The sequence below is a fragment of the Pseudonocardia xinjiangensis genome, assembly GCF_050948425.1.
Taxonomy (GTDB): Bacteria; Actinomycetota; Actinomycetes; order Mycobacteriales; family Pseudonocardiaceae; genus Pseudonocardia; species Pseudonocardia xinjiangensis.
This window is the reverse complement of record NZ_CP192009.1, coordinates 7,805,688-7,819,547: the sequence shown is the minus strand read 5'-3', so window position 1 is coordinate 7,819,547 and position 13,860 is coordinate 7,805,688. Positions and strand designations below refer to the sequence as shown.

Below are 13,860 nucleotides of genomic sequence, written 5' to 3'. Positions count from 1 at the left end.
AGACACCACTTCCCGCCCTCGTAGGCGGGTCACGAGCACAAGCAGGAGCACCCCATGGCCAAGCCCGTCCTGCGCAAGCCGAAGAAGAAGGTCTGCGCGTTCTGCAAGGACAAGGCCCAGGACATCGACTACAAGGACACCGGCCTGCTGCGGAAGTTCATCTCCGACCGCGGCAAGATCCGGGCGCGCCGGGTCACCGGCAACTGCCGTCAGCACCAGCGTGACGTCGCGGTCGCGGTCAAGAACTCCCGCGAGGTCGCGCTGCTGCCCTACACCTCGACCGCCCGCTGAGCGAGCTCGCGAGCGAACCTCAGTACAGCGGAGGACTCCCACAATGAAGCTCATCCTCACCGCCGACGTGCCCAACCTGGGCGCACCCGGCGACATCGTCGAGGTCAAGGACGGCTACGGCCGCAACTACCTGCTGCCCCGCTCGCTGGCCGTCGTGGCCACCCGCGGCGCGGAGAAGCAGGTCGCCTCGATCAGGCGGTCCCAGCAGGCCCGTCAGATCCGCGACCTCGGCCACGCCAAGGAGGTCGCCGGTCAGCTCGGCGACCTGTCCGTCACCGTCAAGGCCAAGGCGGCGGGCGACTCCGGTCGTCTGTTCGGCTCGGTCACCGCTGCTGACGTCGTCGAGGCCGTCCGTGCCGCCGGCGGTCCGCCGCTCGACCGGCGTTCCGTCGAGGTGTCCGGGCAGATCAAGTCCGTCGGCACCCACGCGGTCACGGTGCGCCTGCACCCCGAGGTCACCGCCGAGCTGGACATCGCCGTCGTCGCAAGCTGACTGATGCACATCCGTCACGATCTGTAGTCGGGGCGGGACACGGGCCGTGTGCCCGCGTCCCGCCCCGTTCTTCTTCCCGTCGCCTTCCTGCCATCAGGCCGGTCGCGCTCTGCGGCCGGTTCGGGACAAAGTGACGGGGGCATCGCCGAGTGACCGCCCGGACGCGCCAGGTGCCCGCTGAGAAGCCCTCCCCGACACGCCGAAACGGCGCCGTCGGCGTGTCGTGACAAGAAAGTTGTCCACACTTTCGAATCGGCCTCTGAACTGGTCAGACCCGTCGGGAAGCCTAGTTGTCCACATCTCGTCCACAGGCTGCTACCTGCGCCTTCCTGGGCGGCGTCGAATCCGTCCCCACGCCGTCCCCAGGTCCGTACACAGGGCGGTTTTGACCCGGCGGTCCTGCCCCATAACCTGCCGTGCGGGGGGCGAGGACTCTGCGCTACGACAGCTGTGATTCACCCGGGTGTCACCCGGGGTCCGTGAGGCGCGTCGAACTAATGTTCGATATAGTGGTGACTGGGGGTGACGCTGCGTATGGCACTGGCTGACGATCGTCCGGCTGGCAGACCGCGCCCGGTGCGCGCGGCGGGCGAGCCTGCGGAACCGGGCGGCCCCTTCGACCGGCAGCCTCCTCAGGACCTCACGGCCGAGCAGTCGGTACTCGGCGGCATGCTGCTGAGCAAGGACGCCATCGCCGACGTCGTCGAGGTACTGCGGCCCGACGACTTCTACCGTCCGGCCCACCAGACGGTCTACGACTGCATCCTCGATCTCTACGGCCGGGGCGAGCCGGCCGACGCCGTCACGGTCTCGTCGGAGCTGCAGCGTCGCGGCGAGCTGATCCGCCTCGGCGGCGCGCCCTACCTCCACACGCTGATCGCCACCGTGCCCACCGCGGCCAACGCCGCCTACTACGCCGAGATCGTCGCCGAGAAGGCCATCCTGCGGCGCCTGGTCGAGGCGGGCACCCGCATCGTCCAGCTCGGGTACCACGGCGCTGACGGGGCCGAGGTCAACGAGGTCGTCGACCGCGCCCAGGCCGCCATCTACGAGGTCACCGAGCGCAGCACCAGCGAGGACTACGTGGCGCTGGAGGAGCTCCTCCAGCCCACGATGGACGAGATCGACGCCATCGCCTCCCGTGGCGGTGTCGCGCTCGGCGTGCCCACCGGGTTCGCCGACCTCGACGCCGCCACCAACGGCCTCCATCCCGGGCAGATGATCGTGGTGGCCGCGCGGCCCGGCCTCGGGAAGTCGACGCTCGGCCTCGACTTCGCCCGTTCCTGCTCGGTCGCCCACGGACTCACCAGCGCGGTGTTCTCGCTGGAGATGAGCAAGTCCGAGATCGTCATGCGCCTGCTGTCGGCCGAGGCGCGTATCCGCCTCGCCGACATGCGCGCCGGCCGGATGAGCGACGACGACTGGACTCGCATGGCCCGGCGGATGAGCGAGATCAGCGAGGCCCCGATCTTCATCGACGACTCGCCCAACCTCACGCTCATGGAGATCCGGGCCAAGGCGCGCCGGCTCAAGCAGCGCAACGACCTCAAGCTCGTGATCCTCGACTACCTGCAGCTCATGACGTCGGGCCGCAAGGTCGAGTCCCGCCAGCAGGAGGTCTCGGAGTTCTCCCGCCAGATCAAGCTGCTGGCCAAGGAGCTCGAGGTGCCGGTGGTGGCGATCAGCCAGCTGAACCGTGGTCCGGAGCAGCGCACCGACAAGCGGCCCATGCTGTCCGACCTGCGTGAGTCGGGGTCGATCGAGCAGGACGCCGACATGGTGATCCTGCTGCACCGGCCCGACGCCTTCGAGCGCGACGACCCCCGGGCGGGCGAGGCCGACCTGATCCTGGCCAAGCACCGTAACGGCCCCACCAGCACCATCACCGTGGCCCACCAGCTCCACTACAGCCGCTTCGCCGACCTCGCCCACGGCTGACCGCCTGGGCGGCCGCCGCTGTCGGGTCTCACGCCAACTGCGGTCCGGCGTCCCAGCGGCCGCAGCCGCTCGTGGGTGCGACCGGAGCATCGTCGGTGCTCGCGTCGTCGTCAGGGAGAGCGCGGGCCTTGGGCGATCGCGGCTCACGGCCCAACGAAAGTGGCCGTGCCGAAGTTGTCTGCCCGGTACCCCGCCGCAGCCCGCCGATACGGCCTCGGGAACGATTCTTGATCGTCTCAGCATCAACGGGCCTGGCGTGCCGCCGTGCCTTCTTGCAGGACCGCTATCCCACCCTCGCCACGGCCTAACTTGGCGAGTCCTTTCGGTGATCCGTACAACCGTGTCAGGGCTGTTTCTCGCCCGGCTCCGTCCCGGACCAGGAGATGGTTCGCGCATGTGACGGGCGGAGGCAAGCGCCGGAACGCTGCTCCCGCCCACACAGTGGCCCTTCGGCTCCCGCCCTGCACCGTCAGCGGGTCTGCACACTGACGAGCGGCGAGAAGCGGGTGCAGCTGGAGCGCTCCCTGATCGGCGGGAAGCCGGGGACAGGGGTGATGATCCTACCGCGCGTGCACGCCTGAGCATCGATGGAGACCGGCCCACCCGGACCCACCTGACGAGTCATGAGCAGGGCCTCCCCCGCACGGGTTTCGACCTGGCGACCATTCACTCTCACGTTGTAATGGGTGACGCCTGACACGTAGCCGCCGAAGCTAATTCGGACAACCCCCTGGCAGCTGTCGTAGCGCGCACCGACGTACGGGCTGTCGGGATAGTCGAACCGAACGGGGTTGGTTCCGACGCGCCGACCGTCACGCGCGGAGCCGTCCCGGGTGAAGCAGGCCGCCGCCGGCACCGCACCCGACTGCTGCGCTGATACGGCCGCATTCTGCTGCTGTGCCGGCAAGGGGGCGTCGGCGAGTGCGATTCCGGTGGTGCCTGCGAGGGTCAGGCTTCCGGCCAGCAGTGATCCAGCGGCAAGTCTGGTGGCCATGCGCTTCAGTTTCATGAGATACCTTCGGGTAAGGGGTGGTGGAGATGCCGCTCCGACATCTCGCTGTTGCTGCGTCTCCAACCCTGGCGACCTCGCCGGCGTGAAGCCAGAGGGCAGCCCCCCGACAGGTGGGGGCCAGCCCACCGATTCGGGATAGGGCCTGCTCCCCATTCATGCGCTCGAGATCGGCCACGCCCACGAGCTCGGTCACGAATTCGAGCCGGCCAGTATCTTCCCTGCCGAGAGAAGGAACGTGGCAGATATTGTCGCGTCCGGCAGAATGAACCGCATCTCACCTCACTTCATCAACGACAGCATTCGCCCCCGCGACCGCGTGACTCGAACATCCGCTCGGGGCTCGCCCACGGTGGGAGGTGGATCGAAGCAAGATCGATCAACGTTCGGCGGCCACCCCGGCCACCTCGGGCTCGCGCAGTGTGCGCAGGAGCAGCCAGCCGATCGCGGGTAGCACAGTCAGCGGGGCGAGGGCGCCTGTAGGGAGGTGATGTTGGCGAGTGCCCCGATCGCGGGGCTGGCCAGGTCGCCGATGCTCACCGTGAGCCCGAGGGTCACGCCGCTGGCCGTGCCGACATGACGGGGCAGGTAGTCCTGGCCCAGGGTGATGTGCAACGAGAACGGCACGTAGAGCCCGGCCGAGACGAGGGCAACGAAGACGAGAAGGGCACCAGCGCGGCGACCGAGGCCGGTGCCGTTGGCGTGGCGGTGCGGAACCAGCCACGGCCCTCCGGCTCAGCCCGTCCGTGCTTGTCACACAGGTCGACCGTCTTGAACGCGACCTCGGTGGACCGCTCTTGACACGCGCCGAATGAGGACAACCCATGCTGTTGACGCCACTCGGCCCGGAGGCCATTGCAGCTGTCCGGAGGCGTCGCTCTGAAGAAATGACGCGAAGCTGAGACTGATCTTGGGCGACACCCCGTGAGACAAGTCGAGAACCCGCAGTCCAGTCAAGATCAACATGGCACGAGCGGTGAGACCCTACACCTGTGGTGGGGTCTCAAACCTGAGATTCCTTCAGCCAGACCCGGCCGTCGTCGTCGGCGGCCAGAAGATACGCAGCCGTACAACCGTTAACTCAGACGGGAAGTTCGGTGATGCTGAGGGCGAAGTCCAGGTTCCCCACCCCGTGGTTGGCTAGGCCCACCGTGACCACGCCCGCTCCTTCCAGCCAGTGCGCCATTTTCAGGCCACCGACGTCCAGCGGGCGCAGCCCGAGGCTCTCGATGAACGCCTCCACACTTGCCTTGGCCTGCGCATTGTCACCAGCGATGAAGACGTCGGGCCGACCCTTCTCCAGCACATGACGGAAGACGGTGTTGAACGCCTTCACCACGCTGGCGCCGGCCGGGGCCGCCTTGGCGACTTCCTGCGCGATCGAGGTCTCCTCGCGGTGGGCCAGCCCGTCGAACGTGGAATTGAAGGGATTGCTGATGTCGACGATGACCTTGCCCGCGAGAGCGTCTCCGTACTGGGCGACGGCCGGCACGACACCGTCGTGCAACAGGGCCACGATGACGATGTCCCCGGCCGGGACCGTGCCCCATTCTCCCGTCGTGGTGCCGTCGCCGAGGGCTTTGGCCAGGTCAGCGGCCTTGGACTGATCGCGGCCCATGACTTCGACGGTGTTGCCGCCCGCTATCGCCCGCGCGCCGATGGTGCGGGCCATGTTCCCGGTGCCGATGATGCTGATATTGCTCATGAGATGTCCTGCCCTGGCTGTGGTGGTTCGGTTCAGACGGCGGTGGTGCCGCCGTCGGCGACGAGTTCCATGCCGTTGACGTAGCTGGAGTCGTCGGAGGCGAGGAAGAGGGCAGCGGTGGCGATCTCCTCGGGGCGGCCCATCTGGCCGCGGGGGATGAGGGACTCGAACTGGCGCTTGGTGGCCTCGTCGAAGAGTTCTTCCTGCTTGGCGGTGGCGACCTGGCCGGGGGTCAGGACGTTGACGCGGATGCGGCGGTCCTTGAGTTCGTTGAGCCAGACACGGGCCCAGGCCTGCTGGACGGCCTTGCTGCCGGCGTAGACGCTCCAGCCGGGGAAGGCGCCGAGGGAGGCGTTGGAGCCGGTCATGAGGATGGAGCCGCCGTCGTTGAAGAGCGGGAGGGCCTTCTGGACGGTGAACAGGGTGCCGCGCGCGTTGAGTCCGAACCAGGTGTCGAACTGGGCCTCGGTGATCTCGCCGAGCGGGGCGGGCTCGCCCCCGCCGGCGCTGGCCCACAGCACATCGAGGCTTCCCTTCTCCCGCTTGACGGTGTCGTACAGGCGGTCCAGGTCGTCCAGGTCGGCGGCGTCGCCCTGGACGCCGGTGACGTTGCGGCCGATCTGCTTCACGGCCTCGTCCAGGGCGTCCTGGCGGCGGCCGGTGATGAAGACGTGTGCTCCCTCGTCGACGAACAGCTTCGCGCCGGCCAGCGCCATGCCGGTGGTGCCGCCGGTGATGACCGCAACCTTGCCGTCGAGCTTTCCCATAGTCGCTTCCTCGGGTCGGTGGTGCCGTGTGCACCTGGGGGTGACGGCGTTATGTAAACCGTCCTGTGTGCTTACGGTACGGGACGGGTGATCGGGGTGCAAATTATGTACACCGGTCGTTACCTAGCTGCGGTACCGTGGATCCATGACGGAGTTGGAGAAGGGCCCCACGGGCCGCCGCCGCGGTCGGGGCGCCCGCGAGCGCATCCTCAGCGCGTCTCAGCAGCTGTTCCGCGAGCAGGGCATCAACCGCACGGGCATGGACCAGCTCTGCGCGGCGGCCGAGGTGTCCAAGCGCACGGCCTACCAGCACTTCACCGGCAAGGACGAACTCGTCGCCGAGTACCTGCGCCGGTTCGACCCCTCCGTTCTGTCCGGCGTGTTCGACCGCACCGACCTCACACCCCGCGAACGGCTCCTCGCCGCCTTCGACGTGCCCCCCACCACCCCGCTGTGCCCCTACATCGCCGCCGCCGTCGAACTCCACGACCCCCAGCACCCCGCATCCCGGTACGCGCGCGACTACAAGAAGGCCGTCGCCGCGCGGCTCGCCGACACCGCCCGCGAAGCCGGCGCCGCCGACCCTGACCAGCTCGGCGAGCAGCTCGCGCTGCTCATCGACGGCGCCGCAGCACGCACCCGGGTCCTCAACGTCGACGCCTTCCCCACCGCCGCAGCCATCGCCGCCGTCCTCATCGACAACGCCATCCCCGCCACAGCCGGCGATGACCGGCGACGGGAGGAAGTGTCGAGTTGACTCGGCACTCCGCGGCCGGGTTGGACGCGCTGCCGATCGGGCGGCTACACCTGCTGCAGAAGCGGGCAAGGAGGCGGCGACCCCGAGGGCTCAGGAGCTCGAGGCCGTCATCCCGGCCCAGGGCGCTGACGGGCCGCCGGTGCGAACAGACGGCGGACCGCACAAGTCCGTACGCGGTGGCGTATGAAGAACTCGTACGCAGCTGGATCAGCAGTGTGCCGCGTCCGCAGCACGTACTTCCAGTCGGTCTCAGGTGCTTCGGGGCCCCTCGAGCAACTGCCGGCCGAAGAACGGCCGGCTCAGAGGACACCCACCCGCAACGGCACCACTCGGTCAGGCCACTTCACTCTCGCGCGTGAGCGGGGGTCAGCCGAACTACTCAGGCGTGCCGTGAGACGACATCGCCTCCACGCTGCCACATCTCATAGTTCCCGCATTCCGCCGTGACCTCGGCCGTCGACTGAGCCGCAGTGACGAAGTCCTCTACTACGGGCGAGGTGTGAGATGCCGCCACTGCGAGGCACACCTGGTCGGGAGCCAGATCCGGGATGGGCACATAGACGACGTCCGGATGCGAGTAGAACACGGACGCCGAACGGGCCAGGAAGGAGATGCCCCGTCCGGCCGCGACGTGCTCGAGCGTCTCGTCCACCCCGCGCACCGGGTACCCGGCATTGGGGAGCGGGCGCTTGGTGGGCTGCGTACTCGGGTCGCCGTGCCAGACCAGTGGTTCGCCGGCCAGGTCGGCCTCGGTGACCTGCTCCTTGCCGGCAAACCGGTGTCCGGCGGCCAGTACTGCTACCCGCGGCTCGGTGTACAGCGGGGTGACGCGCAGGCCGGCCTCGTCGATGGGCAGCCGCACATAGCCGACGTCGATGCGGCCGTCGAGCAGCATCGCAGCCTGGTCGTCCCCTTCGATCCGCTGCAGGTCCACGACCACGTCCGGGTGCCGGTCCTCGAACGCACGGGCCGCCGGGGTGACTGCAATGCCGGCCCGGAAACCGACCATCAGCCGCCGCTTGCCGCCGGCGGCTGCGGACACTCGGCGGCGGACCGCGTGGGTTGAGGCGAGCAGGGGACCGGCGTCGGCCAGCAGTTGCCGGCCTGCATCTGTCAGCTCTACGCCGTGGCGATCCCTGGTGAACAGCGAGGCGCCGAGATCCTGTTCGAGCGCTCGGATCTGCCGGCTGAGCACCGGCTGTGCGATGTGCAGCTCATCGGCGGCGCGGCCGAAGTGCAACTGGTCGGCCACGGCGACGAAGTAACGCAGTTTGCGCAGGTCCAGATCCATGGCGGCTCCCAGCTGGTGATGCCTCCACGGTATCACCATGCCTGAAAGAAGTCTTGGACACCCACGCGGGCAAATGGCAACCTGAATAGGTACCTAATGGTCCGAGCGAATTCGATACAAGAATTCGACGGCGTCGACGACGCAGCCGTTGACAACGACGGGATGGGCATGCGTCCTATCCGGCTCCAGGAAGCAGGAACTCCATGAGCAACATCAGCATCATCGGCCTGGGGAACGTGGCCCGCGCCCTGGGCGCCCGGGCGCTCGCCGCCGGCAACGCAGTCGAGATCATCGGCCGTGACTCGGCCAAGGCCAAGGAACTGGCCGCTGCGCTCGGTGGCGCCACTGTCGGGACGGTCGGCACCGCTCCTGCCGGGGACGTCGTTGTCCTCGCCGTGCCGTACGCCGGCGCCGCGGCGGTGGTGAGGGAGTACGGGGACGCACTGCGCGGCAAGATCATCGTTGATGTCACCAACCCCGTAGCCTCCGACCTGCAGGGCTTCGTCGTCCCTGACGACAGTTCGGGCGCACAGGAGATCGCCAAGGCGGCTCCCGACGACGCACATGTCGTCAAGGCGTTCAACACTGTGTTCTCCCACGTTCTGGCGGCCGGCCCGGCCGAGGACCGCCCTCTGGACGTTTTCATCGCCGGCGACGACGCGCAGGCGAAGGCACGAGTGTCGGAGTTCGTCGAGAACCTGGGGCTGCGCCCCTGGGACACCGGGGCACTGTTCATGGCGCGGGCACTGGAGAACGTAGGCCTGCTGGAGCTGGGCCTCATGAACCACTCCGTCAAGCACACCAATTTCTCCCTCGGTATCTCCCTTCTCGGCTGAGCAAACCCCTACCACTATCTCTCGTGCCGCATCACGCCAGTACTTACGGCACGGGAAGCCCTGCACCTACCCTCACAAGGACAGTTGGATGCGCGTATTCGTCGCCGGGGGGACCGGACATTCCGGTTCGTACATCATCCCCGAGCTCATCGCCGCCGGGCACGAGGTCACCGGCCTGGCCCGGTCGGACGCTTCCGCGGCGGCCTTGTCCGCGCTCGGCGCGAAGGTGCGTCGCGGCGACCTTCAGGATCTCGACGGGCTCAAGGAGGCAGCCTCGGACTCCGACGGCGTCATCCACGTCGCCCACAGGCAGGACCTGCTGCCCTCCGGCGGGATGGACGCCGTGGCCGCTGCGGAGCTCCCGATCATGCTCGCGTACGGCGAGGCACTGGCGGGAACCGGAAAGCCACTGGTCACGGCGGGGAGCATTGGCTCACCCGGGCAGCACCTGGGCCGGCCGGCCACCGAGGAGGACCCGGCCCTCCCCGCCGGCGCGGAGCACAAAGGCACCCTGCGGACCCGGAACGTCGTGGAAAGGGCCGTGGTCGACCTCGCCGAGCAGGGGGTGCGGTCTTCGCTCGTGCGGATCGCCAACATCGCGCACAGCACGACCGATCGTGCCGGCTTCCTCCCCACGTTGATCGCGCTTGCGAAGGAAAAGGGGTTCGTCGGCTACCACGGCGACGGCGCGAACCTGTGGAACGCCGTGCACATCCGCGATGCCGCCACCTTGTTCCGCCTGGCGCTGGAGAAGGGGCCGGCCGGCAAATACTGGCACGCGGTGGGGGACGGGGCCATCCCGTTCCGCGAGATCGCCGAGGCCATCGCCAGCCGCCTGGGCCTGCCCGCCGTGAGCGTTCCCAACGATGCCTTGATGACGCCGGGGTACTTCGGGTTCCTCACAAATATCGTCACGCAGAGCTACCCGGCGTCCAGCCTCATCACCCGCCGGACCCTCGGCTGGGAACCAGCCCGGCCCGGCCTGCTCGCCGATCTGGACAACGGCCATTACTTCCCCGCCGGCTGACGGCAGGAACCCGAATCGTGACGAGCGCGGCAACCGGCAAGTTCGGCTCTTCTGAAGGACGTGGAGATCATGAGCCGAACACCCAACGATCGGCACCGCCGCCACAGCCCTCGGGCTCAACGCGCCCACGCTTGTCACACAGATCAACCGCCTCGAGCGCGACCTCTGCGGACAACTGCTGACACGCGACGGGCTGGTCGGGCTACGGGATCACCCACATCCTCGTCGCCGATCAGGCCGCCCCGTCCAAGCTCCCGTCACGCAGGGTTGCCTGAGAGGTGCTGAGGAAGGACCGACGTCACTTCCCGGAGCTCGCCGCGTCGAGACCGGCGAGGTAGTGGCCCGTGTCGAGCTCTACCTCGCTGCGGCTCTGGAGGCCGTCCTTGATCGCCTGGCCGAGGCGCCGCTGGGCACCCTCGCGGGCCACCGAGCGCCAGAACTCGTCCAACGCGGCGGGCATCAGTGCGTAGTCGGCGAGAGTGACCTCGTCCACATGATGCTTGGTCTCGGCGAGCGCGGATTTGTCGAACGAGGCGATGCGGTCGGCGATGGTGTCGACGAACTCGTCGATCTCCGCCTCCGGCACGGCGCGGTTGACGTAGCCGTAGCGCTCGGCGAGCTCACCGTTGAAGTCGTTGCTGGCCAGCAGGATCTCGAGGGCCCGGCCGCGGCCGACGAGGTAGGGCAGGCGGTGCATCGGGCCGCCGCCCGGCACGAGACCCAGGCCCACCTCGAGCTGGGCGAGCACCGCGCGCTCGCGGCTGGCGAACCGCATGTCGCAGGCGAGAACGAACTCGCTGCCCGCGCCGCGGGCCCGGCCCTGGACCTTCGCAATGGAGACGACCGGCGCGCTGCTCAGCCGCGCCAGCGCGTCGAGCCAGGGGTGCATGCCGGTCGGTCCATCGGCCGGCATCGAGATGGTGTCCGCCGGGTCCCAGGTGATGTCGTAGTGCGCCAGGAAGAAGTCGGGGTCGGCGCTGTCGAACACGACAACCCGGACCTCGGAGTCCGTCTCCAGCTCGCCGACGAGCGCGAGGAGCCCACGGATCGTGTCAGGGTCGATGAGGTTCAGCGGCGGGTGATCGAACGTGACGTTCCAGCGGTGGGCGGAGCGCTTGTCGATGCGCAGCTGCGGGGTCCGGGTGGCCATGGGTTCCTCTTCTCGAGGTCGGGGACGCTGTGTTTCCTTCTTGAATCTAGCTCCTGAGTATGATTGTGCAACTCAGCTGGCGTGTGGGGATGACCGCATTCTTGACAGCGCTGACGACCGGCGACCGGCGCTCCGCCCGACGGAGCCTGGACGGGCTGGGCGACCGCGGAGATCAGACGATCTCGGGGGCGCTTCAGTAGTGGGGCGACAAGCACCGCTCGACGACGCCGCAGCCTGCGGCCCGAGGCGGGATCTGCTGACCCCGCGGGTGTGGGTGCTTCGGGGCTTGCACGCCCCCGCAGGTCTCACATCTGATGTCGAGTCTCAGGCCGGTGGCCAGCTGCGCAGTGCCGTGTCGGTGACCTGCGGGAGCAGCGGGATCGGCCTGGCCGTCGCCGCACGGCTCGCGGCCGACGGCGCGCACGTCTTCATCACCGGGAGACGCAAGGGCGAACTGGACGCAGCGGTCGAGGCCATCGGCTCGGCCACCGCGGTGCCGGGCGACATCTCGGCCCCGGCCGATCTGGACCGGCTCTACGACGCGGTCCGGGCACGGGGCAAGGGTGTGGACACACTGTTCGCCAACGCCGGGACGGCCGCGTTCGCGACGCTGGAGCAGACCACCGAGGAGCACTTCGACCGGATCTTCGGCGTCAACGTCCGGGGCACGCTGTTCACCGTGCAGAAGGCCCTGCCGCTGCTCAACGAGGGCGCCTCGGTGATCCTGAACTCCTCCACCCGCGCCGACGACGGGGTCGAGGCGTTCGGCACGTACGCGGCCTCCAAGGCAGCCCTGCGCTCCTATACGCGGACCTGGGCCAACGAGCTCAAGGGGCGGGGCATCCGGGTCAACGCGATCTCGCCGGGCACGATCGACACCCCTGCGGTCGCCGGCATGGTCGGCGAGGAGAACGCCGAGGCGGTCAAGGCGGACTTCGCGGCGGGGGTGCCGATCGGCCGGATGGGAACCGCGGAAGAGGTCGCCGCCGCCGTGGCCTTCCTCGCTTCGGACCAGAGCAGCTTCGTCCTCGGGGCCAACATCTACGTCGACGGCGGCGAGAACCAACTCTGACCGGGCGTGGTGCCATATGGCGCCATCGCTGAGCCATGATGGCTTGTGTTGGCACCACGATGGTGCCATGATGGCACCATGGACTTGACCACCTACGTGAGCAACCTCGGGCGCGAGTTCGCCACGCTCGCCGAAGCCGGCGGTGACGAGACGCGTGCGTTGGTCGAGCGCCTGAGCGGGTCGCTCGAGTCGGCGATCCGGATGACGCTGCTGGACGCGCTGTCCGCCGCCGCGGACGAGATCACCCGGGACCTGGCTCCGGGTTCGGTGGAGCTGCGCCTGCGCGGGCGCGACCCGCACTTCGTCGTGACCGCACCGCCGGCCGAGCCGGTCGGGGGCGCGGCCGAGGCCGATCCGGCACCGGCGGACGGCGGTCCCCTGATCCCCGAGGACGGCCCGAGCTCGCGGATCAACGTGCGCCTCCCGGAGCAGCTCAAGGCCGCGGTCGAGGAGGCCGCCGCCAAGGAGGGTCGCTCGGTGAACGCCTGGCTGGTCCGTGCGGCCTCGGTCGCCGTGGCGCGCTCGGACGGCGACCAGGGCCCCGAGCAGCGCGGCAGCGGCAGGCGGGGCCAGCAGCGCCTCACCGGCTGGGTGCGCTGACCGCACCGCTTTCCACCACTTCACGTCCCCGACCTGCGGGGACGCATCACCGACCCACGATGAGGGGACAGCCATGCCCGATTTCGAGACACCCGAACCGATTTCCGTGACGCTCGAACTGGGCGTCGGCAATGTGCGGATCGCCGCGAGCGACCGGACCGACACCACCGTCGACGTGCGCCCGAGCGACGAGTCCGACGAGTCCGACGTGGAGGCTGCCCGCCGCGTCCGCGTCGACTACGCGAACGGCCTGCTCCAGGTCACAGGGCCGAAAGCGCGCGCATTCGACTTCTCCCGCAAGACCAGGTCGGTGGAGGTGTCCATCGGCCTGCCCACCGGTTCGCAGGTGTCCGGTGAGGTGCAGGTGGGGGACCTCAGCGGCACGGGCCGGCTCGGGGAGTTCAGCTTCAAGACCTCCGCCGGGAACGCCCGGCTCGAGCGGACCGGTCCGTTGCGGGTGGACACCGCGGCCGGTCACGTCACCGCGGACGGCGTGGCGGGCGACGCCGAGATCCACACCGGCTCCGGGAAGATCCGCATCGGCGAGACCGAGGGCTCCGTGGCCGTCAAGAACTCCAACGGCGACACCACGATCGCCGCAGCCACCGGCGCCGTACGGGTGCGCTCGGCGAACGGCGACATCTCCGTCGACCGGGCCGGCGCGGGTGTCGACGCGAAGACGTCCAACGGCAGCATCCGCCTCGGCGAGGTGGCCCGTGGCTCGGTCGAGCTCGCGACCGCCATGGGCGACCTGGAGATCGGCATCGCCGAGGGCACCGCCGCCCGGCTGGACGTGAACACCAAGTTCGGGCAGGTGCACAACCTGCTGGAGAGCACCACCGGCCCCGAGGAGTCCGACGAGACCGTCGAGGTGCGCGCACGCACCTCGTTCGGCGGCATCACGATCCGACGGTCCTGATCCAC

The 13,860-nt window shown here is 68.9% G+C and carries 15 protein-coding genes; 9 read left to right on the top strand and 6 right to left on the bottom strand.

The annotated features are described in order from the left end of the window. The first annotated feature begins 54 nt into the window (after positions 1–54). The 3 genes from rpsR to dnaB all read left to right on the top strand — a co-directional run bounded on the left by rpsR (position 55) and on the right by dnaB (position 2,722). On the top strand, positions 55–291 hold the full coding sequence (gene rpsR / locus ACQPZA_RS37010; RefSeq protein ID WP_094923024.1) for a 30S ribosomal protein S18: 237 nt from the start codon (positions 55–57) through the stop codon (positions 289–291). 43 nt (positions 292–334) lie between these two features. Further along, positions 335–784, top strand: coding sequence for a 50S ribosomal protein L9 (gene rplI / locus ACQPZA_RS37005; protein WP_433277220.1), 450 nt, complete (start codon positions 335–337; stop codon positions 782–784). Positions 785–1,318: 534 nt separating this feature from the next. Next, on the top strand, positions 1,319–2,722 hold the full coding sequence (dnaB, locus tag ACQPZA_RS37000) for a replicative DNA helicase (RefSeq protein ID WP_169399907.1): 1,404 nt from the start codon (positions 1,319–1,321) through the stop codon (positions 2,720–2,722). A 469-nt stretch (positions 2,723–3,191) separates the two neighbouring features. Here dnaB and ACQPZA_RS36995 read toward each other — a convergent pair whose 3' ends face one another. The 4 genes from ACQPZA_RS36995 to ACQPZA_RS36980 form a co-directional block, all read right to left on the bottom strand. Beyond that, on the bottom strand, positions 3,192–3,731 hold the full coding sequence (locus tag ACQPZA_RS36995) for a hypothetical protein (RefSeq protein WP_433277219.1): 540 nt from the start codon (positions 3,729–3,731) through the stop codon (positions 3,192–3,194). A 459-nt stretch (positions 3,732–4,190) separates the two neighbouring features. Continuing rightward, positions 4,191–4,358: a hypothetical protein gene (locus ACQPZA_RS36990; RefSeq protein ID WP_433277217.1), complete on the bottom strand. Its 168-nt coding sequence runs from the start codon at positions 4,356–4,358 to the stop codon at positions 4,191–4,193. Between the two features lie 454 nt (positions 4,359–4,812). Next, the gene (locus ACQPZA_RS36985; protein WP_433277216.1) at positions 4,813–5,436 is read right to left on the bottom strand and encodes an NADPH-dependent F420 reductase; all 624 of its coding nucleotides are present in this window, start codon (positions 5,434–5,436) and stop codon (positions 4,813–4,815) included. A gap of 32 nt (positions 5,437–5,468) precedes the next feature. Beyond that, entirely contained in the window at positions 5,469–6,203 is a 735-nt protein-coding gene (locus ACQPZA_RS36980) for an SDR family NAD(P)-dependent oxidoreductase (RefSeq protein ID WP_433277213.1), read from the bottom strand. 145 nt (positions 6,204–6,348) lie between these two features. On the opposite strand from ACQPZA_RS36980, the gene ACQPZA_RS36975 reads away from it, so the two are divergent. Beyond that, positions 6,349–6,960: a TetR/AcrR family transcriptional regulator gene (locus ACQPZA_RS36975; RefSeq protein WP_433277211.1), complete on the top strand. Its 612-nt coding sequence runs from the start codon at positions 6,349–6,351 to the stop codon at positions 6,958–6,960. Between the two features lie 379 nt (positions 6,961–7,339). On the opposite strand, the gene ACQPZA_RS36970 is transcribed toward ACQPZA_RS36975, so the two are convergent. Next, on the bottom strand, positions 7,340–8,251 hold the full coding sequence (locus tag ACQPZA_RS36970) for a LysR family transcriptional regulator (RefSeq protein ID WP_433277209.1): 912 nt from the start codon (positions 8,249–8,251) through the stop codon (positions 7,340–7,342). A gap of 203 nt (positions 8,252–8,454) precedes the next feature. On the opposite strand from ACQPZA_RS36970, the gene ACQPZA_RS36965 reads away from it, so the two are divergent. Both ACQPZA_RS36965 and ACQPZA_RS36960 read left to right on the top strand, forming a co-directional pair. Beyond that, positions 8,455–9,087 (top strand): NADPH-dependent F420 reductase, encoded by a 633-nt coding sequence (locus ACQPZA_RS36965; protein ID WP_433277207.1) that lies wholly within the window; start codon positions 8,455–8,457, stop codon positions 9,085–9,087. Between the two features lie 88 nt (positions 9,088–9,175). Beyond that, positions 9,176–10,114: an SDR family oxidoreductase gene (locus ACQPZA_RS36960; protein WP_433277205.1), complete on the top strand. Its 939-nt coding sequence runs from the start codon at positions 9,176–9,178 to the stop codon at positions 10,112–10,114. Positions 10,115–10,412: 298 nt separating this feature from the next. On the opposite strand, the gene ACQPZA_RS36955 is transcribed toward ACQPZA_RS36960, so the two are convergent. Beyond that, on the bottom strand, positions 10,413–11,264 hold the full coding sequence (locus tag ACQPZA_RS36955) for an enoyl-CoA hydratase/isomerase family protein (RefSeq protein ID WP_433277203.1): 852 nt from the start codon (positions 11,262–11,264) through the stop codon (positions 10,413–10,415). Positions 11,265–11,622: 358 nt separating this feature from the next. Between ACQPZA_RS36955 and ACQPZA_RS36950 the strand changes: the two genes are divergently transcribed. The 3 genes from ACQPZA_RS36950 (at position 11,623) to ACQPZA_RS36940 (ending at position 13,855) form a co-directional block, all read left to right on the top strand. Next, a complete protein-coding gene (locus ACQPZA_RS36950) occupies positions 11,623–12,336 on the top strand; it encodes an SDR family NAD(P)-dependent oxidoreductase (protein WP_433277201.1) in 714 nt (237 codons plus the stop codon). A 78-nt stretch (positions 12,337–12,414) separates the two neighbouring features. Further along, complete coding sequence (locus ACQPZA_RS36945) at positions 12,415–12,936, top strand: YlcI/YnfO family protein (RefSeq protein WP_433277199.1); 522 nt, start codon at positions 12,415–12,417, stop codon at positions 12,934–12,936. Positions 12,937–13,009: 73 nt separating this feature from the next. Next, positions 13,010–13,855 carry a DUF4097 family beta strand repeat-containing protein gene (locus ACQPZA_RS36940; RefSeq protein WP_433277198.1) on the top strand — a complete coding sequence of 282 codons (846 nt, stop codon included), beginning with the start codon at positions 13,010–13,012 and terminating at the stop codon, positions 13,853–13,855. Positions 13,856–13,860 lie beyond the last annotated feature (5 nt).